This window comes from Enterobacter sp. CPE_E890 (genome assembly GCF_046521475.1).
Lineage (GTDB): Bacteria > Pseudomonadota > Gammaproteobacteria > Enterobacterales > Enterobacteriaceae > Enterobacter > Enterobacter adelaidei.
In genome coordinates, this window is record NZ_JBKFZW010000001.1 from 1,120,927 (window position 1) to 1,145,453 (window position 24,527).

A 24,527-nucleotide genomic window follows, 5' to 3' on the forward strand; every position below is an offset into this window, starting at 1 on the left:
CCAGACTAGTGAGTTACTGGTTCCATAAAAAGAACCACTCGGCTATGTTTTGGTGGTACCAGGCGGAGGTGAGATGAATATACCCGGTGATGAATTTTATACGTTGCTCAATGCTGCTCTGAAAGCGCGTGGTGAGGAGACGCTTCAACGTACGCTCTATCTAACATTGCGGGAGGCCATACTGTGCGGCAGGTTACAGTCTGGCTGCCAGCTTGCGGGTTCGCGGACGCTGGCTCGTCAACTTTCTCTTTCGCGGAACACCGTGAATGCAGCGCTGGATCAGCTCACGCTCGAAGGATATTTACTGCGTAACCGACAGGGAACGCGTGTGGCACAGTTAGCTCACCGTTCTGTCGCCCGGGCATTGCCGGATTCTGTCATCACGCTCGCAAAGCGGGTCTCCTTGTTACCAGCGCCAGTGGCCCGGGATACACCGGTTATGGCATTCACCCCCGGGACGCCTGCCATCAACTATTTTCCTCTACCGCTGTGGCGAAGATTGTTCGATCGCGTGTTGCGGGAGGAGGGGAGTAGCCTGTTGGGATATGGTTCACCTGCCGGGGAACCGTCGCTGCGGGCGGCCATTGCCCGTCATCTTGCCCTGTCTCGCGGAATTGACTGTGACGCCAGCCAGATTGTAATAACGGAAGGCGCTCTGGAAGGCGTCAATCTTTGCACGATGCTGCTGAGCGAGCAGGGAGATGTCGCGTGGGTGGAAAATCCCGGATATAGCGGGGCAAAAAGTGCTTTTGTAAAAAACGGTCTGAAGATGACGGCAATACCTGTTGATGACGAGGGAATGTGCTGGGAAGGGCTGGATGTTCCTTGCCCCTCGCTTATTTTCACCTCGCCTTCACATCAATTCCCTTACGGAAGCGTACTCAGTGCGCGGCGGCGTCTGGCATTGCTGGAACTTGCCCGGCAACATAACGCCTGGATTATTGAGGACGATTACGACAGTGAGTTCCGTTACACCGGTGAGCCTGTGCCGGCAATGTTGGGAATGGTAGCGAATGCCCCCGTCGTCTATCTGGGGACATTCAGTAAAACGCTGTTTCCGTCACTCAGAATGGGGTTCATGGTGTTACCCCCGGCGCTGGCAAATGCGGCTCATCCGGCTATTGGTGCACTGTTACGCGGCGGACACCGTGCTGAACAGCGTACTCTGGCGCTGTTTATTGAAGAAGGCCATTATGCCCGTCATCTTGCCGCCATGCGTCGGCTCTATCGTAAACGTTACCGCCAGTTACGGGAGGTGCTGAGCGGGGAGCTTCATACTCCGCATCGCATTCTTGCTGGCGAGGGCGGAATGCATCTGACGCTGGCGATAGAAGGGATTGATGACCAGAAGCTGGTGGAGCAGGCGAGGGCATTTCAGCTGGCCCCCGCTGCATTGAGCGGATATTACCTGGAGAAGAAGCAGGGGCAAACCGGTCTGGTATTAGGTTACGGCAATACCTCTGCTTCTCAGTTTGTGCCGGGGATCCGACGCCTGCAGGCCTTAATTACGCAGCAACAGGGCGAGAAAGGGTAAAGACATCGTAGAACGAAAGCTGACCTTTGGTAGAGATCATTTTCTGTAGCTTCTCTTTTTGCACGTTTTCGACAGCCGGAGAGTGCATGATGCTGTCGATTAGCTCTGTTGGTACGTAACGGGTGTTGTACCATTCCCCGTTGTAGCAGACCCGAAAATCGAGTACGTCGATATCTTCGTAGCGGTAGCGGGGATTCACGTCGAAAAAGAAAAAGGCGTTAAATACAACAAACAGCACAACGAGCAGCCAGACGGAGTCCACCAGCGTTTCGGATTTCAGCATCACAATAAGCGTCGCCAGCCAGGCGGCATACATTGCAACAAAGAGTCCGGGATGTTTGCGGATAAAGCTAATGCTAAAGCGCGGGCGATTGTCGCGCTTTTCGCGGAGGTTAAGTTCGTCGATGGTGGCAGTGAGCAGGCGCTGTATCTCGGTCATTTTTTGCCTTCATGAGAGTTGACAATACAGGGGATCTGCCAATTTTAGGGGAGCCATTTGGTTGAAAAAAGTAACAGTATGGCGCTAAAAGACCATAACAGTTGACTCCCCGCAGCCTTACAGTTTTTTGATGATTTTTGCCGGGTTACCGCCAACGACGACATTGGTCGGGACGTCTTTCGTCACGACAGCGCCGGAGGCCACCACCACATTATCGCCAATGGTTACGCCGGGATTAATGACCGCACGTCCGCCAATCCAGACATTGTTACCGATTCTCACGGGTTTGCCAAACTCCACGCCGCTATTACGTTCTTCGGCGTCCAGTGGATGGGTTGCCGTATAAATATGAACTCCCGGCGCGAGCATGCAGTTATCACCAATGTGAATTGGGCACACATCAAGCATCACGCAGTCGAAGTTAGCGTAAAAGTCTTTACCCAGATAAATGTTATATCCGTAGTCGCATCGGAAGCTCGGTTCAATATAAGCCCCTTCGCTTTTTCCCAGAAGTTCCGCCAGAATGTTCTGGCGTTCTGTTTTTTCATCAGGTGCGGTGTGGTTATAGCGATGAACCAGATGGCGGGCCCGCAGGCGGTCAGTCCGTAATGTCTCATCACCAGGGCGATAAGGTTCACCTGCAATCATCTTCAGTTTTTCAATGCTCATCCTGGAAACCTCTGTGAACGTATTTACCGCAGGGTAATATTAACCGCTCGACATGGGAACGTTCCCTAACAACCGATGTGACTATTGTCACAACATTGTTGTTGATGCGCATGTTTTACATGGAGACCTGGCTTTTGCACAGGGAGCATAGCTGGATAGGTGAATACAGTTCAGAACGTGGCGTAGAACTCTACAGGCACACTTCAAAGATTAACGAACAAATTTCCATACAGAAGTAGGAATTTTGTCATACAACTTATTCATCGTCAGCTCAGCAAGACGATGGTCTGCAGCTGAATAAAATACCGCCAGTTCATTATCAGAAAGCTCGTATTTATTCTTTTCAATGACACGTTCGAGCGTGTCAATTGACTGACAGCGTCGTAAGCGCATCAAATAATCGATCTTTGTGAGTGGTTTATCAGACATAAATTCACCTTAGTAATTGTAATAATTTTAACAGGAAAGACTAACCGGGTTAGCTCTGCTCACGTTGACGAAACAGCGGAATAGCCGGTTTCCCGATTTACGCCATTTTTGCAAATCCTGGGCGTTAATGCCGTAACTGCTGAACAACATAAAGGTGTCATCCAGGTATTCATCAATTTGCTCAATGAGCTTATTATCTTCATTGTACTTAATTTTATAATTAAGTGCGAAGGTTGCGATATGCTCTATAAGCTCATTCAACTGTAAATTGATGGCAGACGTTGGGTCGTTCACCCAGCCATGGTTGCTTTCATCAAGATTGGCAAGGCAGTCATGGTACAAGGATTCGCAGAGAAATTTCAACTGCGCGATATCATGCCTTTTTGGCGAGTACTCGTCCATAGCGCATCCCCTTCTGAGTGATTTCTTACTCACCGAACATCATTGTCGGGATGGATACAACATACTTAGCCACACGGGTGCTGTGTTCCTGATATCTCTAACTATAAGCCACTCCATTCAAGATTTCACCGCGCTATTACGAAAAATTACAAATAAAACCGCAGACTGCGAGCGTTTACGCAAATGTTTGTCCGGAAGTGAACATTTTGATCTAAATTAACAAAGAATTTTTTTTCGCTTCCTTACGTTTCATTGGTTTAGCTTAAACGATGGGAAGACGTCCTGGTCCGGAGTTCTGTTTGTCCGAACTTGTTGTTAGGAATATTCCTAATAGCTTAAGCGTGGAAATGAAATTAAAAAAATCCCGAATTCACCGATTAAGCGATCAGTTAATTATGATATGCCTAATAAACATGGCAGGAAATAAATGGAAAAACAATAAGCGTATTTTATGATTTTTTCAGGAAATGAAAAAGGCCGCTAATGCGGCCTTTTTATCATGTGAAACCGGTATCAGTGATGTTCTACTGAATGACTGTGTTCAACATCTTCATTCTTGCGGCTGAAGCGGCGGCGAACCACCACGAAGAACACCGGTACGAAGAAGATGGCCAGAACGGTCGCGGTGACCATACCACCCATTACACCTGTACCTACTGCGTTCTGTGCACCGGAGCCAGCACCAGAGCTGATAACCAGTGGCATAACGCCGAGGATAAACGCCAGAGACGTCATCAGAATTGGGCGCAGACGCATACGTACCGCCTCCAGCGTCGCCTCAATCAGGCCTTTACCTTCTTTCTCCATCAGATCTTTGGCGAATTCCACGATAAGTATCGCGTTCTTCGCCGACAAGCCAATGGTTGTCAGCAGGCCTACCTGGAAGTACACGTCGTTGGTCAGGCCACGGAAGGTTGCGGCAAGCAGTGCACCGATAACCCCCAGCGGAACCACCAGCATGACGGAGAACGGAATCGACCAGCTCTCGTACAGTGCTGCCAGACACAGGAAGACCACAATCAGTGAAATGGCGTACAGGGCAGGGGCCTGGTTACCGGACAGACGTTCCTGATAGGACATACCGGTCCAGTCGTAGCCAATTCCCGACGGCAGCTTGCTCGCCAGTTGCTCCATCATCGCCATCGCTTCACCGGTGCTTCGACCCGGAGCAGCCTGACCCAGGATTTCCATGGAAGGCAGACCGTTATAGCGCTCCAGACGCGGCGAACCGTATTCCCAGCGTGACGTAGAGAACGCGGAGAAAGGTACCATCTGGCCGTTACTGCCGCGTACGAACCAGTTATTGATATCGTTCGGCAACATACGGTATTGGGCTTCTGACATCACGTACACTTTCTTCACACGACCACGGTCGATGAAGTCGTTGACGTAGCTACCGCCCCAGGCTGCACCCAGAGTGGTATTGATGTCACTGATGGAAACGCCCAGGGCCTGAGCTTTCTCCTGATCAATGTCGATTTTGAATTGCGGCGTATCTTCCAGGCCGTTAGGGCGCACGCCAACCAGCAGGTCAGGGTGTTTTGCCACTTCGCCAAACAGTTGGTTACGTGCCTGCGTTAGTTTCTCGTGACCCAGACCACCCTGGTCAATCAGCTGGAAGTCGAAACCGGTCGCCGTACCCAGTTCAACAATCGCAGGCAGGTTGAAGGCAAAGACCATCGCATCTTTGATCTTCGAGAACGTGCCCATGGCACGGCCAGTAATCGCCTCGACCTTGTTTTCCTTACCTGGACGTTCAGACCAGTCTTTCAGGGAAACGAAGGCAATACCGGTGTTCTGACCACGACCCGCAAAACCAAAGCCGTTAACCGCAAATACGGATTCAACGTTGTCTTTCTCTTTGGTGAGGTAGTAGTCGGTCATCTCATCCAGTACTTTCTGGGTACGTTCTTGTGTCGCACCCGCCGGAAGCTGAGCCATACTCAGGAACACGCCCTGATCTTCGTCTGGCAGGAACGAGCTTGGCAGACGAACGAACAGATAGGCCATGCCCACCACGATGATGATATAGAGCAGCAGGTAACGACCGGTACTGCGCAGGATGTTGCCCACGCTGTCGGTGTAGTGGTGCGTACTCTTATCAAACATGCGGTTAAACCAGCCGAAGAACCCTTTATGCTCGCCGTGACCACCTTTCTGAATTGGCTTCAGCATGGTGGCACACAGTGCAGGTGTCAGGATCAACGCAACCAGTACCGACAGCGCCATTGCAGAAACAATGGTAATCGAGAACTGACGATAAATCGCACCGGTAGACCCCCCGAAGAACGCCATCGGGATAAATACCGCCGACAGTACCATCGCGATACCGACCAACGCGCCCTGGATCTGGCCCATTGATTTACGGGTGGCTTCCTTCGGCGGCAGACCTTCCTCCGCCATTACACGCTCAACGTTCTCTACTACCACGATGGCGTCATCCACCAGCAGGCCGATGGCGAGCACCATCCCGAACATCGTCAGGGTGTTTATCGAATAACCGAATATCGACAGGATGGCAAAGGTACCGAGCAATACAACCGGAACGGCGATGGTTGGAATCAACGTCGCGCGGAAGTTTTGCAGGAACAGATACATTACCAGGAATACCAGGATGATCGCTTCTACCAGGGTTTTAACCACTTCGTGAATCGAGATTTTAACGAACGGCGTGGTGTCATACGGGTAGACGATCTTCAGGCCTGACGGGAAGTACGGTTCCATCTTCTTCAGTTCTGCGCGGATCGCTGTAGCGGTGTCCAGGGCGTTAGCGCCTGTCGCCAGCTTAATACCCAGACCGGAAGCCGGTTTGCCGTTGTACTTCGCGATGATGTCGTAGTTCTCACCGCCCAGTTCCACTTTCGCCACGTCACGCAGGCGAACCTGCGAACCGTCCTGATTCACCTTCAGCAGAATTTTGCTGAACTCATCGGCGGAGGTCAGACGCGTTTGCGCAATGATCGAGGCGTTAAGCTGCTGGCCTTTCACCGGTGGCGTACCCCCTAACTGACCGGCAGCAACCTGGGCGTTCTGGGCTTTGATGGCGCTGATGACGTCAACCGGCGTCAGCTGGAAGTTGTTCAGTTTGTTCGGGTCCATCCAGATACGCATTGCATACTGGGAACCGAACAGCTGAACGTCACCCACACCAGAAGTACGGCTAATGGCGTCCTTCATGTTGGCGCCCACGTAGTCGGAAATATCCTCCTGCGTCATGGTGCCGTTGGTGTTGATAACGCCGACAACCATCAGGAAGCTACTGGACGATTTCTCGACGCTCACGCCCTGCTGTTGTACTTCCTGCGGCAGCAGTGGCATCGCCAGCTGCAGTTTGTTCTGCACCTGAACCTGCGCGATGTCAGCATCAGTACCTGACTGGAAGGTCAGGGTGATCTGTACCGTACCGGTGGAGTCACTGTTTGAGGACATGTACATCAGGTTATCAATACCGTTCATGTTCTGTTCGATAACCTGAGTAACGGTATCCTGCACCGTTTTCGCATCAGCCCCTGGGTAGGTTGCGGAAATTGTCACCGCCGGTGGCGCAATGGTCGGATATTGCGCGACAGGCAGCTTCAGGATCGCAAGTCCCCCAGCCAGCATGATGATTATGGCGATCACCCACGCAAATATGGGGCGATCGATAAAGAAATTAGGCATGTCTTAACGGCTCCTGTTTAAGTTAAGACTTGGTTTGTTCTGACTGGCCAGCGGCCGAAGCTTGTTGTTTATCGTCAGATTTCACTTCCTGTGCTTTGACCTGCGCGCCAGGACGAACTTTTTGCAAACCAGTAATAATCACGCGATCGCCATCTTTCAGACCTTCCGTCACCAGCCATTTATCGCCAATCGCCTGTGTTGCCGTGATATTACGTGTTTCGACTTTGTCATCAGCCCCGACAACCAGTGCGCTCGCATCGCCGCGAGGTGTACGGGTCACACCCTGCTGTGGAACCAGAATGGCGGTTGGGTTGGTCCCTTCTTCCAGACGTGCGCGAACAAACATACCTGGCAGCAGATTCTTGTCAGGGTTCGGGAAAATCGCACGTAAGGTGATGGAGCCGGTGGTCTGGTCGACCGTCACGTCAGAGAATTCCAGCGTACCTTCCTGCGGGAACTTGATACCGTCGTTCGTCACCAGTTCCACTTTGGCTTTGCCGTTTTCCTGCTTCAGGGTGCCGTTAGCCAGCTCCTGTTTCAGACGCAGGAAATCGTTGCTCGACTGGGTCACGTCGACGTAGATTGGATCAAGCTGCTGCACAGTCGCCAGCGCAGTGGCCTGACCGTTCTGCACCAGTGCCCCTTCCGTCACGGAAGATTTGCCAATACGACCGCTAATCGGAGAGGTCACTTTGGTATAGGCCAGGTTAATGCGGGCGGTTTCGACAGCTGCTTTCGCTGCCACTACGGCCGCGTTAGCCTGCTGGGCATCTGCCAGGGCGGTATCGTAATCCTGTTGGCTGATGTACTTGGTACCGAGCAGTTTTTGGTAGCGGTTCAGCGTCAACTGGGCGATTTTGGCTGCGGCTTGTGCTTTCGCCAGGTCGCCTTTGGCGCTTTCATAAGATGCCTGATAGGTTGCCGGATCAATCTGATACAGAGACTCACCCGCTTTAACATCCCCGCCTTCGGTAAAGTTACGTTTCAGGATAATGCCACTCACCTGAGGACGAACTTCCGCAATGCGATATGCATTTGTACGGCCGGGTAATTCTGTAGTGATTTGAAGAGGTTCGGATTTGAGCGTCACAACGCCAACTTCTGGCATCTGCTGAGCTCCTTGTTGAGCCTGTTTATTGTCACATCCTGTAAGCGCTAAGCTGCCTGAGAGCATCAGAACGACCGCCAGAGGCGTTAACCCTCTGTTTTTGTTCATATGTAAACCTCTAGTGTCCGATTTCAAATTGATCAATGGTCCTGAGTCCAAAAACCCATTGCTGCGTTTATATTATCGTCATGCTATGGTACATACATTCACAAATGTATGTAAATCTGACTCCTGTAAATTCACCCACCTATGGCACGAAAAACTAAACAACAAGCGCTGGAAACCCGACAACACATTCTGGATGTGGCGATGCGTTTGTTCTCTCAGCAGGGTGTTTCATCAACCTCGCTGGCACAGATTGCTCAGGCCGCTGGTGTCACACGGGGAGCGATTTACTGGCATTTTAAAGACAAGTCAGATCTGTTCAGTGAAATCTGGGAGCTTTCAGAGTCCAGCATTAGCGATCTAGAGAGTGAGTATCGGGCAAAATTCCCTGACGATCCACTCTCAGTATTAAGAGAAATATTAGTATATATCCTTGAAGCGACAGTCGTTGAGGAACGTCGCAGGTTAATGATGGAAATTATTTTCCATAAATGCGAGTTCGTGGGTGAGATGGCGGTGGTGCAGCAGGCGCAGCGCAGTCTCAGCCTGGAGAGCTATGACCGCATCGAACAGAACCTGAGCGTGTGTATGCAGGCAAAGCTGTTACCGGCCAATCTGATGACCCGACGGGCGGCTATTCTGATGCGCAGCTACATTTCGGGCCTGATGGAAAACTGGCTTTTTGCGCCGGAATCCTTTGACCTCAGAGAGGAAGCTCGCAGTTATGTGGCGATTTTACTGGAAATGCTACAGCTCTGCCCCACGCTGCGCAGCGACACACCTTCGTTAACGGCCTGATCCCTTTCCAGGATTTATCTCAGAGGATAACGTTCGCGCTATTCTGCTTCAGGCGAGCGTGATATTCTTCACGCCGGACTATTTTCGGTCATCTTCTGACATCATTCACGACTATGCTGCCCATCAATCGCTCGCAACATCCTGTTTTTGCATTGCTCCTTGCGATGCTGTTTTTCTTCGCCACGGCACCGCTTTCCTGGGCCCGTGCCGACAACAGCAATGATATTCCCTCGCGCGCTGATGTTCAGTCGCAACTCGACACCCTGAACAAACAGAAAGATCTCTCTCCTCAGGAGAAGCTTATCCAGCAGGATCTGACGGAAACGCTGGAAACGTACGATAAAATTGAGCGTGTCAAAGCTGAAACCGCGCAACTGCGTCAGAAGGTGGCTCAGGCTCCTGACAACATGCGCAAGGCAACGGATGCGCTGAATGCCCTGAGTGACGTCGATAACGACGATGAAACACGTAAAACACTCGCGACCCTTTCTTTACGTCAGCTGGAGTCGCGCGTCTCGCAATCACTTGACGATCTGCAAACCGCACAGTCCGATCTCGCAACGTATAATAGCCAACTTGTCTCACTGCAGACTCAGCCCGAGCGCGTGCAAAACGCAATGTACGCCGCGTCCCAACAGCTGCAGCAGATCCGTAACCGCCTGAATGGCACGACGGTGGGTGAGGGCACTTTACGCCCGACGCAGCAAACCCTGCTGCTGGTTCAGCAAACATTACTCAACGCGCAAATCGAACAGCAGCGTAAGAGCCTGGAAGGGAATACGGTGCTGCAGGACACGCTTCAGAAACAGCGTGATTACGTCACCGCGAATATTAATCGCCTGGAACACCAGCTGCAGCTGTTGCAGGAGGCGGTTAACAGTAAACGCCTGACGCTGACAGAAAAAACCGCCCAGGAGGCAGTATCACCTGACGAAACCGCTCGTATTCAGGCGAACCCACTGGTGAAACAGGAGCTCGAGGCTAACCATCAGCTCAGCCAGCGTCTGATACAGGCGACGGAAAGCGGTAACTCGCTGGTTCAGCAAAATATCAAAGTAAAAAACTGGCTGGACCGCGCGCTGCAGGCTGAACGCAACATTAAAGAGCAGATTGCGGTTCTGAAAGGCAGCCTCCTCCTGTCGCGTATTCTCTACCAGCAGCAGCAGACGCTCCCGTCTGCCGATGAACTGGAGGATATGACCAACCGCATAGCGGATTTGCGTCTGGAGCAGTTTGATGTCAACCAGCAGCGAGATGCCCTTTTCCAGAGCGATACCTTTGTCGCCAAAATTGAAGAAGGCCATTCCAGTGACGTGAACCCGGAGGTGCACGATGCGCTACTTCAGGTAGTGGATATGCGTCGCGAACTGCTGGACCAGCTCAACAAACAGCTGGGCAACCAGTTGATGATGGCCATTAACCTGCAGATCAACCAGCAGCAGTTGGTGAGCGTCTCGAAAAGTCTGCAGGAAATTTTGACGCAGCAGATTTTCTGGGTAAACAGCAACAAGCCAATGGACTGGGACTGGATAAAATCCTTCCCTGAGACGCTGAAAACGCAGATCAAGAGCATGAAAATTACCGTGAACTGGGAGAAAGCCTGGCCTGCGGTGATGATTGCCTTCCTGGCGGGATTACCGCTGCTGCTGATTGCCGGTCTGATCCGCTGGCGTCTGGGCTGGCTGAAGAAGTATCAGGCGAAACTGGCGTCCGAAGTGGGACAACTGCGAAACGATAGCCAGCTTCATACGCCGAAAGCGATTCTGATCGACCTCATCCGCGCCCTGCCGGTGTGCCTGATTATCCTGGCGGTAGGTCTGATTCTGCTCACGATGCAGCTTAACGTCAGCGATCTGCTGTGGGCATTCAGTAAGAAACTGGCGCTGTTCTGGCTGGTGTTTGGTCTGTGCTGGAAGGTACTGGAAAAAGACGGCGTGGCAGTACGCCATTTCAACATGCCTGCGCAGCTGACCAGCCACTGGCGTCGTCAGATTGTGCGTATCAGCCTGGCCCTTCTGCCGCTGCACTTCTGGTCGGTTGTCTCTGAACTTTCCCCGCTGCATCTGATGGATGATGTACTGGGGCAGCTGGTTATTTTGTTGAACCTGCTCCTGATTGCCATTCTGATGTGGCCGATGTGCCGCGATAGCTGGCGTGATAAAGAGTCCCACAATATTCGTCTGGCTACCGTGACGGTACTGGCAATCATTCCGCTGGCGCTGATGGTGCTCACGGCAACGGGCTACTTCTACACCACGCTGCGTCTGTCTGGTCGCTGGATTGAAACGGTTTATCTGGTGATCATCTGGAACCTGCTCTATCAGACCGTTCTGCGAGGTTTGAGTGTTGCGGCCCGTCGTATCGCCTATCGCCGTGCCATTGCGCGTCGTCAACATCAGGTAAAAGAGGGCGCGGAAGGGGCAGAGCCACAGGAAGAGCCGACCATCGCCCTGGAGCAGGTCAACCAGCAGACGCTGCGTATCACCATGCTGGTGATGGTCGCTCTGTTTGCGGTGATGTTCTGGGCTATCTGGTCTGATTTAATTACCGTCTTCGCCTATCTGGACAGTATCACCCTCTGGCAATACAACGGTACCGAAGCCGGTGCTGCGGTCATGAAGAGCGTCACCATGGGCAGCCTGCTCTTTGCGCTGGTCTCGTCGATGGTGGCCTGGGCGCTGATTCGCAACCTGCCGGGCCTGCTGGAAGTACTGGTGCTGTCGCGCCTGAACCTGCGTCAGGGGGCGTCCTATGCCATTACCACGATCCTCAACTACGTTATCATTATTGTCGGAGCGATGACGGTCTTTGGCTCGCTGGGCGTGTCGTGGGACAAACTGCAGTGGCTGGCTGCCGCGCTCTCGGTAGGTCTTGGTTTTGGCCTGCAGGAGATATTCGGTAACTTTGTATCCGGCCTGATCATCCTGTTCGAACGTCCAGTTCGTATCGGCGATACCGTCACCATCGGCACGTTCTCCGGTACGGTCAGCAAGATCCGTATTCGAGCCACCACCATTACCGACTTTGATCGCAAAGAGGTGATCATCCCGAACAAAGCGTTCGTGACCGAGCGCCTGATCAACTGGTCGCTTTCAGACACCGTGACGCGCGTAGTTATCCGCCTGGGCGTGGCCTACGGTTCGGATCTGGATAAGGTAAAAGAGGTACTGCTGCAGGCGGCGTCTGAACATCCGAAAGTGATGCACGATCCTGCGCCATCGGTCTTCTTCACGACCTTTGGGCCGAGCACTCTGGATCACGAGCTGCGGTTATACGTACGTGAACTGCGTGACCGCAGTTATACCGTGGATGAGCTGAACCGCTCTATCGATCGCCTGTGTCGTGAGAACGATATTAATATCGCCTTCAACCAGCTTGAAGTTCACCTGCGTAACGAGAAAGGTGACGAGCATACGGAAGTGAAGCGCGACATTAAGGGTGATGATCTTACTCCTGCCTAATCTATTTTCCCTCTCCCGGTGAGAGGGAGTTAGGGTGAGGGCTGAATTGCCCTTACCTTACCTTCAAAGTCTCGCCGTACAATCTCCAGCGCCTTAAGCACCGTCTCTGCGGGGATTTCATGATTCTCCAGTAACATAATCAAATCAACGGCCAGCTTGACCTCATCGGGTGCATTTTCCAGTGACATTTGTGTGGCTCCTGTTAACGGGTCAAACGTGCAATCACGCGTTCAATCTCATCCAGCGCCTGACGGCAGCGGACAAGGCGTCCTTCCAGCGCGCTAATCTCACGCATCAATAATTGCTGCTCTTCCAGCGTTTCACTGTTGCTCAGGCGCACTTCCCGCTCGCGCTTCATCTCAAACAACCGGCGTTCAAACTCCTGGTTCTCCAGCCGCTTACGCTGCCATTTGCCGAGCCCCGGAGATGCACCGTCCCAGGCGCGCAGCGTCCAGGTGGCAATTTCCCGGCGTAGGGCGGTGATTTGCTCGGCAAGATGCTCTGCAAGCCAGGCCACCTGCTGTGTTTGCTTGTGCTCAACCGCGTGGCGAAGCTCATCAAGATGGGCCTGGGCTTCAGCAATATAATCCTGAATGAGCGTGCTTCGGGTGCGAAAAAGTTGCCGGTCAAAGCGCGGCTTCAGCGTGGCGTGCCCCATCAGAGGGGTAGCCTCTGCTCGCAGGGTGGTCAGCTGTTTTTGCAGCGTCTCCAGAAGCAAGGCTGTTTTCAAGGCGCTCTCCAGTGGTAAAGTAGCCGTTCAGTTTGATAACGATTCGCATTATGCAGCGTACTATTTTAATCATCATTGGCTGGCTGGCGGTAGTGCTTGGCACATTAGGTGTGGTTTTACCCTTGCTGCCGACCACGCCGTTTATCCTGCTGGCGGCCTGGTGCTTCGCCCGATCATCGCCGCGTTTTCACCACTGGCTGCTGTATCGCTCATGGTTTGGCGGTTATCTGCGCCACTGGCAAAAACACCGGGCCATGCCGCCCGGTGCTAAACCGCGCGCGATCGCGGTGATCCTCATCACCTTCGCTATTTCATTATGGCTGGTGAAAATGATGTGGGTACGGATCCTGTTGCTGGCGATCCTGACATGCCTGCTCATCTTTATGTGGCGAATCCCGGTGGTTGATGAAAAGCAACAAAAGCACTGACGCCTTATAATGTCTGTTGCAATTATCTCGCACAGACAGTAAATTCGACCGTTTTCGAGCACAGGTGCGCCTGGTTAAAGGTTAAACAATTGTTATCTTTAATCGACTCGTTGCGCGCTGTGAGTAACACTGTTTCATTTAGGCACAAACCGATGACCGCAACTGCACAGCAGCTTGAATATCTGAAAAACAGCATCAAAAGTATCCAGGACTATCCAAAACCTGGCATTCTTTTCCGTGATGTCACCAGCTTGCTGGAAGACCCGAAAGCGTACGCGCTCAGCATTGAACTGCTGGTTGAGCGTTATAAAAACGCCGGGATCACCAAAGTAGTAGGTACCGAAGCCCGTGGCTTCCTGTTTGGCGCACCGGTTGCGCTGGCGTTGGGTGTGGGTTTTGTTCCGGTACGTAAACCGCGCAAACTGCCACGTGAAACCATCGCTGAAAGCTACGAGCTGGAATACGGCACCGATCAGCTGGAGATCCACGTTGATGCGATCGTCCCTGGCGACAAAGTGCTGGTGGTTGACGATCTGCTGGCAACCGGCGGCACCATTGAAGCGACCGTGAAGCTGATCCGTCGTCTGGGTGGTGAAGTGACCGATGCGGCATTCATCATCAACCTGTTCGATCTGGGCGGTGAACAGCGCCTGGAAAAACAGGGTATTACCAGCTACAGCCTGGTGCCATTCCCGGGTCACTGATCCCGATTTTCACAACCTCGCTCAATGGGTGAGGTTGTGATAGCATTCCCCTCCATAAATTCACCTTCCAGCGTTGCAGAGCCTGCCCATGAGTTATCAGGTGTTAGCCCGTAAGTGGCGACCACAAACCTTTGCTGACGTTGTCGGTCAGGAACATGTGCTGACGGCCCTGGCGAACGGCTTGTCGCTAGGTCGCATCCATCACGCCTATCTTTTCTCCGGCACCCGCGGCGTCGGCAAGACCTCTATTGCCCGTTTGCTGGCAAAAGGTCTGAACTGCGAAACCGGGATCACCGCCACGCCGTGTGGCGTATGCGATAACTGCCGGGAGATTGAACAGGGGCGTTTTGTCGATCTGATCGAGATCGACGCTGCTTCACGCACGAAAGTTGAAGATACCCGCGATCTGCTCGACAACGTGCAGTATGCCCCGGCGCGTGGGCGCTTCAAGGTCTACCTGATCGATGAAGTGCATATGCTGTCGCGTCACAGCTTCAACGCCCTGCTGAAAACGCTGGAAGAACCGCCCGCGCATGTGAAATTCCTGCTGGCGACCACCGATCCGCAAAAGCTGCCGGTCACCATTTTGTCGCGCTGCCTGCAGTTCCATCTGAAGGCGCTGGACGTTGAACAGATCCGTGCTCAGCTTGAACATATTCTCGACGAAGAGAAAATTGTCCACGAACCGCGTGCTCTGCAGCTGTTGGCTCGTGCAGCGGACGGCAGCCTGCGTGATGCGTTAAGTCTTACCGATCAGGCGATAGCCAGCGGTGACGGCAAGCTCTCGACCGAGGCGGTCAGCACCATGCTCGGCACGCTGGATGACGATCAGGCGCTCTCCCTTATCGAAGCGATGATTGCCGCCAACGGCGAGCGTGTTATGTCGCAGGTCGATGCGGCCGCTGCCCGGGGTATTGAATGGGAAGGGCTGCTGGTCGAGATGCTCAGCCTGCTGCACCGCGTGGCGATGCTGCAGCTTTCTCCGTCTGCCATTGGTGCGGATATGGCGGCTATCGAACAGCGGATGCGTGAACTTGCCCGCACCGTACCGCCTGCTGATGTTCAACTTTACTACCAGACGCTGCTGATTGGCCGCAAAGAGTTACCGTTCGCGCCGGATCCGCGTATGGGCGTTGAAATGACGCTGTTGCGCGCGCTGGCGTTCCACCCGCGTATGCCGTTGCCGGAACCGGACGTGCCGCGACAATCCTTTGCTCCGGTCGCACCGACGGCGGTGATGTCACCGCAGCAGGTACCACCGCAGCCGACACCGCCGCGGCAGCAAAATGTGCCGCTGTCGGACGCCACCAGTTCGGTGCTTGCCGCGCGCAGCCAGTTGCAGCGTGCGCAGGGAGCAACCAAACCAAAAAAGAGTGAACCGGCAGCGCCTGCAAGAGCGCGGCCGGTTAACAACGCCGCGCTTGAACGACTGGCCTCGGTAACGGAGCGCGTACAGTCGCGTCCTGCACCCTCCGCGCTCGAGCAGAAAGCCCCGGTGAAAGAAGAGGCTTACCGCTGGAAGGCGACCACTATCATCGAAGAGGTGAAGGAAGAAGTCGCCACCCCGAAAGCGCTGAAAAAGGCGCTGGAGCATGAGAAAACGCCGGAGCTTTCTGCGAAGCTCGCCGAAGAGTCAATTGCGCGTGATGCCTGGGCCGCCGAGGTCAGTAAGCTTCAGTTGCCGAAGCTGGTGGAGCAGGTCGCGCTGAATGCCTGGAAAGAGCAGGACGGCAATCAGGTGCGTTTACACCTGCGTCCTGGTCAACGACACCTGAATTCGCCAGGCGCGCAAAAGGCGCTGGCCGAGGCGCTCACCGCATTACAGGGGGCGCCGGTTGAATTGACTATCATTGAAGATGATAATCCGGCAGTGAAAACGCCGCTGGAGTGGCGTCAGGCCATTTATGAAGAGAAGCTCGCGCAGGCGCGCGAGGCAATTATCGCGGATAACAACATACAGACCCTGCGCCGGTTCTTCGACGCCGATCTGGATGAAGAGAGTATTCGCCCCATTTGATCGTGAGTCTGACTTACGGTTGTAATCCTTAAACGTGAAAAAAGAGAGAAGCCTATGTTTGGTGGAAAAGGCGGTCTGGGTGGCCTGATGAAGCAGGCTCAGCAGATGCAGGAAAAAATGCAGAAGATGCAGGAAGAGATCGCTCAGCTGGAAGTCACGGGTGAATCCGGTGCCGGCCTGGTCAAAGTGACCATCAACGGTGCGCACAACTGCCGCCGCGTTGAGATCGACCCAAGCCTGCTCGAAGACGACAAAGAGATGCTGGAAGATCTGGTTGCAGCCGCGTTTAACGATGCCGCTCGCCGTATCGACGAAACTCAGAAAGAGAAAATGGCCTCTGTTTCCAGCGGCATGCAACTGCCACCTGGCTTCAAGATGCCATTCTGATGCAAACCAGTCCGCTGCTCACGCAGTTAATGGAAGCACTGCGCTGCCTGCCGGGCGTTGGCCCGAAGTCGGCGCAGCGCATGGCGTTTACGCTATTGCAGCGCGACCGCAGCGGCGGGATGCGCCTGGCGCAGGCTCTGACCCGCGCCATGTCAGAAATTGGTCACTGTGCGGATTGCCGTACCTTTACCGAGCAGGACGTGTGTAACATCTGTTCGAACCCACGTCGCCAGGAAAACGGTCAGATTTGCGTGGTGGAGAGTCCGGCGGACATCTACGCCATTGAGCAGACCGGGCAGTTTTCCGGCCGCTATTTCGTGCTGATGGGGCATCTCTCCCCGCTGGACGGTATTGGCCCGGACGATATCGGTCTTGACCGCCTTGAACAGCGTCTTGAGTCCGAAACGATCAACGAAGTGATCCTCGCCACCAATCCTACGGTGGAAGGGGAGGCAACGGCCAACTACATCGCCGAGCTTTGCTCGCAGTACGGCGTTGACGCCAGCCGTATCGCCCACGGCGTGCCGGTGGGCGGCGAGCTGGAGATGGTCGATGGCACCACGCTGTCGCACTCTCTTGCGGGACGCCACAAGATTATTTTCTGACCAAACGGAGGCTGCGTCCGTGGCCTCCGCTTGAAATTTCCCCCCCTTATCCCCATCTCTCCCTCAACGTTTTAAAACCCCATTAAATGGCATTGTTGAGGTCGACTTAGATGAAAGGACAAGAAACCCGTGGTTTCCAGTCAGAAGTAAAACAGCTTCTGCACCTGATGATCCATTCCCTGTATTCCAACAAAGAAATCTTCCTGCGTGAGCTGATTTCCAACGCCTCGGACGCGGCGGACAAGCTGCGCTTCCGCGCACTGTCTAACCCGGATCTGTACGAAGGCGACGGTGAGCTGCGCGTGCGCGTCTCTTTCAATAAAGAGAACCGTACCCTGACCATCGCCGATAACGGCATCGGGATGAATCGCGATGAGGTCATCGACCATCTCGGGACCATCGCCAAATCCGGCACCAAAGCGTTCCTGGAGTCCATGGGCTCTGACCAGGCGAAAGACAGCCAGCTGATCGGTCAGTTCGGCGTTGGTTTCTACTCGGCGTTCATCGTCGCGTACAAAGTTACCGTGCGTACCCGTGCAGCAGGTGACAGCGCGGAAAATGGTGTGTTCTGGGAGTCCAAAGGTGAAGGCGAATACACCGTTGATGACATCACCAAGGCGGATCGCGGCACCGAAATCACCCTGCACCTGCGTGAAGGCGAAGATGATTTCCTGAACGACTGGCGCGTGCGCTCCATCATCAGCAAATATTCCGATCACATCGCCCTGCCGGTTGAGATTGAAAAACAGGAAGAGAAAGACGGCGAAACCGTGGTCTCCTGGGAGAAGATCAACAAGGCGCAGGCACTGTGGACGCGCAACAAGTCTGAAATCAAAGACGACGAATACAACGAGTTTTACAAACACATCGCCCACGATTTTACCGACCCTCTGACCTGGAGCCACAACCGTGTGGAAGGTAAGCAGGAGTACACCAGCCTGCTGTACATTCCGGCACAGGCACCGTGGGACATGTGGAACCGCGATCACAAGCACGGCCTGAAGCTGTACGTACAGCGTGTGTTCATCATGGACGATGCCGAGCAGTTCATGCCGAACTACCTGCGTTTTGTGCGTGGTCTGATAGATTCCAACGATCTGCCGCTGAACGTCTCCCGCGAAATTCTGCAGGACAGCACCGTCACCCGTAACTTGCGCAACGCCCTGACCAAACGTGCGCTGCAGATGCTGGAAAAACTGGCGAAAGACGATGCGGAAAAATACCAGACCTTCTGGAAACAATTCGGCCTGGTGCTGAAAGAGGGCCCGGCGGAAGATACCGCGAACGTGGAGGCCATCGCCAAACTGCTGCGCTTCGCGTCTACGCACACCGACTCCTCCGCGCAGACCGTGTCGCTGGAAGAGTACGTCTCGCGCATGAAAGAAGGGCAGGAGAAGATTTACTACATCACCGCCGACAGCTACGCGGCGGCGAAGAGCAGCCCGCACCTCGAGCTGTTGCGCAAGAAAGGCATCGAAGTGCTGCTGCTTTCTGACCGCATCGACGAGTGGATGATGAACTACCTGACCGAGTTTGACGGTAAGGCGTTCCAGTCCGTTGCCAAAGCGGATGAGTCCATCGACAAGCTGGCGGATGAAGTGGATGAAAGCGCGAAAGAAGCCGAGAAGGCGCTGGAACCATTCGTTGAGCGCGTGAAAACCCTGCTGGGCGAACGTGTGAAAGAGGTGCGTTTCACTCATCGTCTGACTGATACCCCGGCGATCGTTACCACCGACGCTGACGAAATGGGCACCCAGATGGCGAAACTGTTCGCTGCGGCGGGCCAGGCGATGCCGGAAGTGAAATATATCTTTGAGCTTAATCCGGATCATCCTCTGGTGAAACGCGCGGCGGACACCCAGGACGACGCCCGCTTTGCCGAGTGGGTTGAACTGCTGCTGGATCAGTCCCTGCTGGCCGAGCGCGGCACGCTGGAAGATCCTAACCTGTTCATTAAACGTGTGAATGCGCTGCTGCTGGCGTAATTGACCACGCCTCCCCTGGTCTTCTCCCTCTCCCGTGGGAGAGGGCCGGGGTGAGGGCACCAGACCCCACCCTCCCAAATAATCTCCCCCCGTTAACCGTTTCAGCCTTCCCGCCTTCCTTGAGCGATGCCCGTTCTGGTGGTATTGTTTAGCGCTTTTGAAAAATTGAAACGACTTTTGAGGGGATTTTCGCAATGCGTATTATTCTGCTTGGCGCTCCGGGCGCGGGTAAAGGAACTCAGGCTCAGTTCATCATGGAGAAATACGGTATTCCGCAAATCTCCACCGGTGACATGCTGCGCGCCGCTGTTAAATCTGGCTCCGAGCTGGGTAAACAAGCGAAAGACATCATGGACGCAGGCAAGCTGGTGACCGACGAGCTGGTTATCGCTCTGGTCAAAGAGCGCATTGCTCAGGAAGACTGCCGTAACGGTTTCCTGCTGGACGGCTTCCCACGCACCATTCCTCAGGCTGACGCCATGAAAGAAGCGGGCATCAACGTCGACTACGTTCTGGAGTTCGACGTGCCGGACGAGCTGATCGTTGACCGTATCGTGGGTCGTCGCGTACACGCTGCTTCTGGCCGCGTTTACCACATCAAATTCAACCCACCTAAGGTTGAAGGCAAAGACGACGTGACCGGCGAAGAGCTGACTACCCGTAAAGACGATCAGGAAGAGACCGTGCGTAAGCGCCTGGTGGAATACCATCAGATGACTGCACCGCTGATTGGCTACTACACCAAAGAAGCGCAGGCGGGTAACACCAAATACGCGAAAGTTGACGGTACCAAAGCCGTTGCTGACGTACGTGCAGAGCTGGAAAAAATCCTCGGCTAATTGCACCTTTCTCACCCGGATCTCCGGGTGAGAAATATTCCCATCTTTCCTATCGCAGCAATGGGTTTCGTTTAAACGCATTTCCGCTACAATTGACAACCATTCAAATGGTTAAGAGGCGTGAATGAGTCAGGCGAAAACCGGCATCCTGCTTGCCAATCTGGGCACCCCAGAAGCACCTACATCAGACGCGGTAAAACGCTACCTGCGACAATTTTTAAGCGACACCCGCGTCGTGGATACCCCAAGACTGCTGTGGTGGCTGTTGCTCCGTGGCGTGATTCTGCCGATTCGTTCTCCGCGCGTCGCCAGGCTCTATCAGTCCGTCTGGATGGAAGAAGGTTCTCCGCTGATGGTTTACAGCCGTCGCCAGGAAAAGGCGCTGGCCGCGCGCCTGCCGGATATGCCCGTCGCGCTCGGCATGAGCTACGGTAAACCCTCGCTGGAAAGTGCGGTTGAATCACTGCTGGCGCAGGGGGTTGACCACATTGTGGTGCTGGCGCTCTATCCGCAGTACTCCTGTTCGACGGTTGCTGCGGTATGGGATGAACTGGCGCGTATTCTGGCGACTCGCCGTCGCATACCTGGCGTGACCTTTATTCGCGACTACGCGGATAACGATCTCTATATCAAGGCGCTTGCCAACAGCGCGCGTGCGTCGTTCGAAAAACACGGCGAGCCGGATCTGCTGCTGCTGTCTTATCACGGCATCCCGCAGCGTTTCGCTGACGAGGGGGATGATTACCCGCAGCGTTGTCGTGATACCACGCGCGAACTGGTTTCTGCCCTCGGCCTGCCGCCGGAGAAGGTGATGATGACCTTCCAGTCGCGCTTTGGCCGCGAGCCGTGGCTCACCCCATATACCGATGAAACGCTTAAGATGCTCGGTGAGAAAGGGGTGAAGCATATTCAGGTGATGTCGCCAGGCTTCTCGGCGGATTGCCTGGAAACGCTCGAAGAAATTGCTGTGCAAAACAGAGAGTTCTTCCTGGAAGCGGGGGGCACGAAGTACGAATACATTCCGGCACTTAACGACTCGCCTGAGCATATCGACATGATGGTCTCTCTGGTGACAAACAGTCGCTGATCGCACTCCGGGCCGGGTTTGTGCTAACATTCCCGGCCCATATTCTTTGTACAGTTCAGACCATGAAATTTCCCGGTAAACGCAAATCCAAACACTACTTTCCCGTTGATGCCCGCGATCCGCTCCTGCAGCAAATCCAGCCTGAGAATGAAACCAGTGCCGCATGGGTCGTTGGTATCGACCAGACGCTGGTGGACATTGAAGCGAAAGTGGATGATGCGTTTGTCGCCCGTTACGGTCTGAGCGCGGGGCACTCGCTGGTGATTGAGGACGACGTTGCCGAAGCGCTTTACCAGGAACTGGTGCGCGAAAACCTGATCACCCATCAGTTTGCCGGCGGTACCATCGGTAACACCATGCACAACTACTCCGTACTGGCTGATGACCGCTCGGTACTGTTGGGCGTAATGTGCAGCAATATCGAAATTGGAGGCTATGCCTACCGTTATCTGTGCAATACCTCAAGCCGTACCGATCTGAACTATCTCCAGGGGGTCGACGGGCCGATTGGCCGCTGCTTTACGCTGATCGGTGAGTCCGGCGAGCGTACCTTTGCCATCAGCCCGGGTCACATGAACAAACTGCGTGCCGAGAGCATCCCGGAAGAGGTGATTGCAGGCGCCTCGGCGCTGGTGCTGACCTCCTATCTGGTGCGCTGCAAACCGGGTGAGCCGATGCCGGACGCGACCATGAAAGCGATTGAGTACGCGAAGAAATACAATGTCCCCGTCGTTCTCACGCTGGGCACCAAATTCGTGATTGCCGACAATCCGGAGTGGTGGCAGGCGTTCCTGAAAGAGCACGTCTCGATTCTGGCGATGAACGAAGAAGAGGCGGAAGCGCTGACGGGCGAAAGCGATCCGCTGCTGGCGTCTGATAAAGCGTTGGAGTGGGTGGATCTGGTTCTCTGTACCGCAGGGCCGGTTGGGTTATACATGGCGGGCTTCACCGAAGAAGAGAGCAAGCGCAAAACCCAGCATCCATTGCTGCCTGGCGCGATCGCCGAGTTCAACCAGTACGAGTTCAGCCGTGGTATGCGTTTTAAAGACTGTGTTAATCCGCTGCGTATCTACTCGCACATCGCCCCGTATATGGGCGGGCCAGAGAAGATCATGAACACCAACGGTGCAGGTGATGGCGCGCTGGCCGCATTGCTCCATGACATCACCGCGAATGCTTACCATAAAACTAACGTCCCGAATTCCAGCAAGCACAAGTTCAACTGGCTGACCTATTCGTCGCTGGCGCAGGTGTGCAAATACGCTAACCGCGTGAGTTATCAGGTGCTTAACCAGCATTCCCCGCGCTTAACGCGTGGCCTGCCGGAAAGGGAAGACAGCCTGGAAGAGTCTTATTGGGATCGTTGATTGCTAAAAGAAAACCCCGGTGGCGCTACGCTTACCGGGGCTACTTGTAGGCCTGCTAAGCGTAGCGCCAGCAGGCTTTTTTAACCCGTCACCCCTTCTTCAGCCGGCGGTTTCTCCAGTAGCGTCAGCATCGTATTCGCAATCTCGCGCTCGCCCATCACGACCTTATCCGCACCGCGCTCGGTAATGTACTCCACCTCATCGTCATAATGTGCCCGGGCGATAATCTCAATCGTCGGGCACTTCTCGCGCGCGGAAGCCACAATTTCACCCGCTTCATAGCCGTTTGGGATGGTCAGCAGCAGCCAGCGCGCGCAGTCCAGATGCGCCAGATTCATGATCTCTTCGTTTGCCGCATTGCCCAGCACCGCTCGGATACCGCGCTCACGCAGCTCGTCGACGCGGGTGCGTGACGTTTCAATCACTACCAGCGGGATCCCTTGCGCCATCAGTTTCTCACCGAGCAGACTACCTACGCGACCAAAACCAACCAGCAGGGCGTGATTACAAATATCTACCGGGATCTGCTTCTCTTCTTCGATAGCTTCTTCCAGCGTCTGTTCTTCCAGCGTTTCGGTTTTATCGAGGTATTTTTCCAGCAGTGCGAACAGGACTGGGTTCAGCATAATCGACAGGATTGCACCTGCCAGCACCAGGTTCTGCCCGGCTTGCGGTAGCAGGTTCAGCGCCATGCCCAGACCCGCCAGAATAAAGGCAAACTCACCAATTTGCGCCAGACTGGCGGCGATGGTCAGCGCCGTACGCGGGGAGTGGCCAAACATCCTTACCAGGAAGAAAGCCGCGAGCGACTTACCAAAGATAATAATCGCCAGCGTGCCCAGCACAGCCAGCGGCTGATGAATAAGGACCATCGGGTCAAACAGCATCCCGACGGAAACGAAGAACAGTACGGCGAAAGCATCACGCAGCGGCAGAGTGTCATGCGCCGCACGGTGGCTCAGCTCGGATTCGTTCAACACCATCCCGGCGAAGAACGCGCCCAGCGCGAAGGAGACATCAAACAGCTCAACGGCACCAAAGGCGATACCCAGTGCCAGCGCCAGTACGGAGAGGGTAAACAATTCGCGTGAACCCGTCGCTGCGCTGCGGGACATGATCCACGGCACCAGACGGCGGCCCACCAGCATCATGATGGCGATAAACGCCACAACTTTACCGATGGTAATGCCCATATCCAGCGCCAGCGAGGCAAAGCCGACGTTGTCTTTTTCCATCATCCCGGCGACTGCGGGCAGCAGTACCAGCGTTAACACCATCACCAGGTCTTCAACAATCAGCCAGCCTATCGCGATTTGTCCGCGCTGGCTGTCAATCAACTGTCTCTCTTCAAGTGCGCGCAGCAACACCACGGTACTGGCGGTGGAAAGACACAGCCCAAAAACGATGCCGGTCATCAGCGACCAGCCAAGAATTGCTGAAAGCGCCATCCCCAGCAGCGTCGCTACCCCTATCTGGGCGATCGCTCCCGGTATGGCGATCGACTTTACCGCCATCAGGTCCTTCAGTGAAAAATGTAAACCGACGCCAAACATCAGCAGAATCACGCCTAATTCCGCCAGTTCAGGAGCCAGTTTGGTATCCGCAACGAAACCCGGCGTAAACGGTCCCGCCAGGACACCCGCTAACAAATAGCCGACAAGGGGAGAAATACGCAGTTTATTGGCAATCATGCCAAGGATAAAAGCGAGCACAAGGCCACCAACAATGGTGGTGATAAGCGGTGTGGCGTGATGCATTCCGTCTCCTTTCGTT

General features: G+C 54.3%; 21 protein-coding genes and 1 other annotated feature. Of the genes, 12 read left to right on the top strand and 9 right to left on the bottom strand.

What is annotated here, in order from left to right; genetic code table 11:
• Positions 1 to 73 precede the first annotated feature (73 nt).
• Positions 74 to 1,534 carry a PLP-dependent aminotransferase family protein gene (locus tag ACLHV9_RS05430; RefSeq protein WP_407220227.1) on the top strand — a complete coding sequence of 487 codons (1,461 nt, stop codon included), beginning with the start codon at positions 74 to 76 and terminating at the stop codon, positions 1,532 to 1,534.
• Here ACLHV9_RS05430 and ACLHV9_RS05435 read toward each other — a convergent pair.
• From ACLHV9_RS05435 to acrA, 6 genes are all read right to left on the bottom strand, one after another.
• Entirely contained in the window at positions 1,506 to 1,973 is a 468-nt protein-coding gene (locus tag ACLHV9_RS05435) for a YlaC family protein (protein ID WP_028017615.1), read from the bottom strand. The two genes, ACLHV9_RS05430 and ACLHV9_RS05435, sit on opposite strands and share 29 nt — an antisense overlap.
• 117 nt (positions 1,974 to 2,090) lie before the next feature.
• Complete coding sequence (gene maa / locus ACLHV9_RS05440) at positions 2,091 to 2,642, bottom strand: maltose O-acetyltransferase (RefSeq protein ID WP_108090683.1); 552 nt, start codon at positions 2,640 to 2,642, stop codon at positions 2,091 to 2,093.
• A 210-nt stretch (positions 2,643 to 2,852) separates the two neighbouring features.
• A complete protein-coding gene (locus ACLHV9_RS05445; protein WP_008499287.1) occupies positions 2,853 to 3,071 on the bottom strand; it encodes an HHA domain-containing protein in 219 nt (72 codons plus the stop codon).
• A gap of 27 nt (positions 3,072 to 3,098) precedes the next feature.
• Positions 3,099 to 3,473: an Hha toxicity modulator TomB gene (tomB, locus tag ACLHV9_RS05450; RefSeq protein WP_008499288.1), complete on the bottom strand. Its 375-nt coding sequence runs from the start codon at positions 3,471 to 3,473 to the stop codon at positions 3,099 to 3,101.
• Between the two features lie 513 nt (positions 3,474 to 3,986).
• Positions 3,987 to 7,133 carry a multidrug efflux RND transporter permease subunit AcrB gene (acrB, locus tag ACLHV9_RS05455; protein ID WP_028017613.1) on the bottom strand — a complete coding sequence of 1,049 codons (3,147 nt, stop codon included), beginning with the start codon at positions 7,131 to 7,133 and terminating at the stop codon, positions 3,987 to 3,989.
• 22 nt (positions 7,134 to 7,155) lie between these two features.
• Complete coding sequence (acrA, locus tag ACLHV9_RS05460) at positions 7,156 to 8,349, bottom strand: multidrug efflux RND transporter periplasmic adaptor subunit AcrA (protein WP_028017612.1); 1,194 nt, start codon at positions 8,347 to 8,349, stop codon at positions 7,156 to 7,158.
• A 141-nt stretch (positions 8,350 to 8,490) separates the two neighbouring features.
• Here acrA and acrR point away from each other — a divergent pair, with 141 nt between their 5' ends.
• Positions 8,491 to 9,144: a multidrug efflux transporter transcriptional repressor AcrR gene (acrR, locus tag ACLHV9_RS05465; RefSeq protein WP_028017611.1), complete on the top strand. Its 654-nt coding sequence runs from the start codon at positions 8,491 to 8,493 to the stop codon at positions 9,142 to 9,144.
• Positions 9,145 to 9,257: 113 nt separating this feature from the next.
• The gene (gene mscK, locus ACLHV9_RS05470) at positions 9,258 to 12,605 is read left to right on the top strand and encodes a mechanosensitive channel MscK (protein WP_407220228.1); all 3,348 of its coding nucleotides are present in this window, start codon (positions 9,258 to 9,260) and stop codon (positions 12,603 to 12,605) included.
• A 29-nt stretch (positions 12,606 to 12,634) separates the two neighbouring features.
• Here the strand turns inward: mscK and rsmS are convergent, their stop codons facing one another.
• Entirely contained in the window at positions 12,635 to 12,793 is a 159-nt protein-coding gene (rsmS, locus tag ACLHV9_RS05475; RefSeq protein ID WP_032666839.1) for a pleiotropic regulatory protein RsmS, read from the bottom strand.
• A 14-nt stretch (positions 12,794 to 12,807) separates the two neighbouring features.
• Positions 12,808 to 13,335 carry a primosomal replication protein N'' gene (priC, locus tag ACLHV9_RS05480; protein ID WP_407220229.1) on the bottom strand — a complete coding sequence of 176 codons (528 nt, stop codon included), beginning with the start codon at positions 13,333 to 13,335 and terminating at the stop codon, positions 12,808 to 12,810.
• Between the two features lie 50 nt (positions 13,336 to 13,385).
• Here priC and ACLHV9_RS05485 point away from each other — a divergent pair, with 50 nt between their 5' ends.
• The 9 genes from ACLHV9_RS05485 to ACLHV9_RS05525 all read left to right on the top strand — a co-directional run bounded on the left by ACLHV9_RS05485 (position 13,386) and on the right by ACLHV9_RS05525 (position 22,754).
• On the top strand, positions 13,386 to 13,763 hold the full coding sequence (locus tag ACLHV9_RS05485) for a DUF454 family protein (RefSeq protein WP_028017608.1): 378 nt from the start codon (positions 13,386 to 13,388) through the stop codon (positions 13,761 to 13,763).
• Between the two features lie 152 nt (positions 13,764 to 13,915).
• The gene (gene apt / locus ACLHV9_RS05490) at positions 13,916 to 14,467 is read left to right on the top strand and encodes an adenine phosphoribosyltransferase (protein WP_108090679.1); all 552 of its coding nucleotides are present in this window, start codon (positions 13,916 to 13,918) and stop codon (positions 14,465 to 14,467) included.
• A gap of 88 nt (positions 14,468 to 14,555) precedes the next feature.
• A complete protein-coding gene (gene dnaX, locus ACLHV9_RS05495; RefSeq protein ID WP_407220230.1) occupies positions 14,556 to 16,484 on the top strand; it encodes a DNA polymerase III subunit gamma/tau in 1,929 nt (642 codons plus the stop codon).
• Positions 15,814 to 15,878: a sequence feature (DnaX frameshifting element), on the top strand. (Overlaps the previous gene by 65 nt.)
• A 54-nt stretch (positions 16,485 to 16,538) precedes the next feature.
• Entirely contained in the window at positions 16,539 to 16,871 is a 333-nt protein-coding gene (locus tag ACLHV9_RS05500; RefSeq protein WP_003858972.1) for a YbaB/EbfC family nucleoid-associated protein, read from the top strand.
• On the top strand, positions 16,871 to 17,476 hold the full coding sequence (recR, locus tag ACLHV9_RS05505) for a recombination mediator RecR (protein WP_028017605.1): 606 nt from the start codon (positions 16,871 to 16,873) through the stop codon (positions 17,474 to 17,476). Before ACLHV9_RS05500 ends, recR begins: the two co-directional genes overlap by 1 nt.
• Before the next feature lie 110 nt (positions 17,477 to 17,586).
• The gene (gene htpG / locus ACLHV9_RS05510; RefSeq protein WP_407220231.1) at positions 17,587 to 19,461 is read left to right on the top strand and encodes a molecular chaperone HtpG; all 1,875 of its coding nucleotides are present in this window, start codon (positions 17,587 to 17,589) and stop codon (positions 19,459 to 19,461) included.
• A 194-nt stretch (positions 19,462 to 19,655) separates the two neighbouring features.
• Positions 19,656 to 20,300 carry an adenylate kinase gene (adk, locus tag ACLHV9_RS05515; RefSeq protein ID WP_006809841.1) on the top strand — a complete coding sequence of 215 codons (645 nt, stop codon included), beginning with the start codon at positions 19,656 to 19,658 and terminating at the stop codon, positions 20,298 to 20,300.
• A gap of 124 nt (positions 20,301 to 20,424) precedes the next feature.
• The gene (hemH, locus tag ACLHV9_RS05520; protein WP_407220232.1) at positions 20,425 to 21,387 is read left to right on the top strand and encodes a ferrochelatase; all 963 of its coding nucleotides are present in this window, start codon (positions 20,425 to 20,427) and stop codon (positions 21,385 to 21,387) included.
• Positions 21,388 to 21,449: 62 nt separating this feature from the next.
• Entirely contained in the window at positions 21,450 to 22,754 is a 1,305-nt protein-coding gene (locus tag ACLHV9_RS05525) for an inosine/guanosine kinase (RefSeq protein WP_108090676.1), read from the top strand.
• An 80-nt stretch (positions 22,755 to 22,834) separates the two neighbouring features.
• Here the strand turns inward: ACLHV9_RS05525 and ybaL are convergent, their stop codons facing one another.
• Positions 22,835 to 24,511, bottom strand: coding sequence for a YbaL family putative K(+) efflux transporter (gene ybaL, locus ACLHV9_RS05530; RefSeq protein WP_108090675.1), 1,677 nt, complete (start codon positions 24,509 to 24,511; stop codon positions 22,835 to 22,837).
• Between the last annotated feature and the right edge of the window lie 16 nt (positions 24,512 to 24,527).

Bases quoted from the DNA above. Each gene is read 5' to 3' on its own strand.
- recR (WP_028017605.1), top strand. From the start codon at position 16,871: ATGCAAACCAGTCCGCTGCTCACGCAGTTAATGGAAGCACTGCGCTGC.
- acrA (WP_028017612.1), bottom strand. From the start codon at position 8,349: ATGAACAAAAACAGAGGGTTAACGCCTCTGGCGGTCGTTCTGATGCTC.
- ACLHV9_RS05485 (WP_028017608.1), top strand. From the start codon at position 13,386: ATGCAGCGTACTATTTTAATCATCATTGGCTGGCTGGCGGTAGTGCTT.
- ACLHV9_RS05430 (WP_407220227.1), top strand. From the start codon at position 74: ATGAATATACCCGGTGATGAATTTTATACGTTGCTCAATGCTGCTCTG.
- hemH (WP_407220232.1), top strand. From the start codon at position 20,425: ATGAGTCAGGCGAAAACCGGCATCCTGCTTGCCAATCTGGGCACCCCA.
- maa (WP_108090683.1), bottom strand. From the start codon at position 2,642: ATGAGCATTGAAAAACTGAAGATGATTGCAGGTGAACCTTATCGCCCT.
- ybaL (WP_108090675.1), bottom strand. From the start codon at position 24,511: ATGCATCACGCCACACCGCTTATCACCACCATTGTTGGTGGCCTTGTG.
- rsmS (WP_032666839.1), bottom strand. From the start codon at position 12,793: ATGTCACTGGAAAATGCACCCGATGAGGTCAAGCTGGCCGTTGATTTG.
- ACLHV9_RS05445 (WP_008499287.1), bottom strand. From the start codon at position 3,071: ATGTCTGATAAACCACTCACAAAGATCGATTATTTGATGCGCTTACGA.
- dnaX (WP_407220230.1), top strand. From the start codon at position 14,556: ATGAGTTATCAGGTGTTAGCCCGTAAGTGGCGACCACAAACCTTTGCT.
- apt (WP_108090679.1), top strand. From the start codon at position 13,916: ATGACCGCAACTGCACAGCAGCTTGAATATCTGAAAAACAGCATCAAA.
- ACLHV9_RS05500 (WP_003858972.1), top strand. From the start codon at position 16,539: ATGTTTGGTGGAAAAGGCGGTCTGGGTGGCCTGATGAAGCAGGCTCAG.
- htpG (WP_407220231.1), top strand. From the start codon at position 17,587: ATGAAAGGACAAGAAACCCGTGGTTTCCAGTCAGAAGTAAAACAGCTT.
- ACLHV9_RS05435 (WP_028017615.1), bottom strand. From the start codon at position 1,973: ATGACCGAGATACAGCGCCTGCTCACTGCCACCATCGACGAACTTAAC.
- ACLHV9_RS05525 (WP_108090676.1), top strand. From the start codon at position 21,450: ATGAAATTTCCCGGTAAACGCAAATCCAAACACTACTTTCCCGTTGAT.
- adk (WP_006809841.1), top strand. From the start codon at position 19,656: ATGCGTATTATTCTGCTTGGCGCTCCGGGCGCGGGTAAAGGAACTCAG.
- acrR (WP_028017611.1), top strand. From the start codon at position 8,491: ATGGCACGAAAAACTAAACAACAAGCGCTGGAAACCCGACAACACATT.
- acrB (WP_028017613.1), bottom strand. From the start codon at position 7,133: ATGCCTAATTTCTTTATCGATCGCCCCATATTTGCGTGGGTGATCGCC.
- tomB (WP_008499288.1), bottom strand. From the start codon at position 3,473: ATGGACGAGTACTCGCCAAAAAGGCATGATATCGCGCAGTTGAAATTT.
- mscK (WP_407220228.1), top strand. From the start codon at position 9,258: ATGCTGCCCATCAATCGCTCGCAACATCCTGTTTTTGCATTGCTCCTT.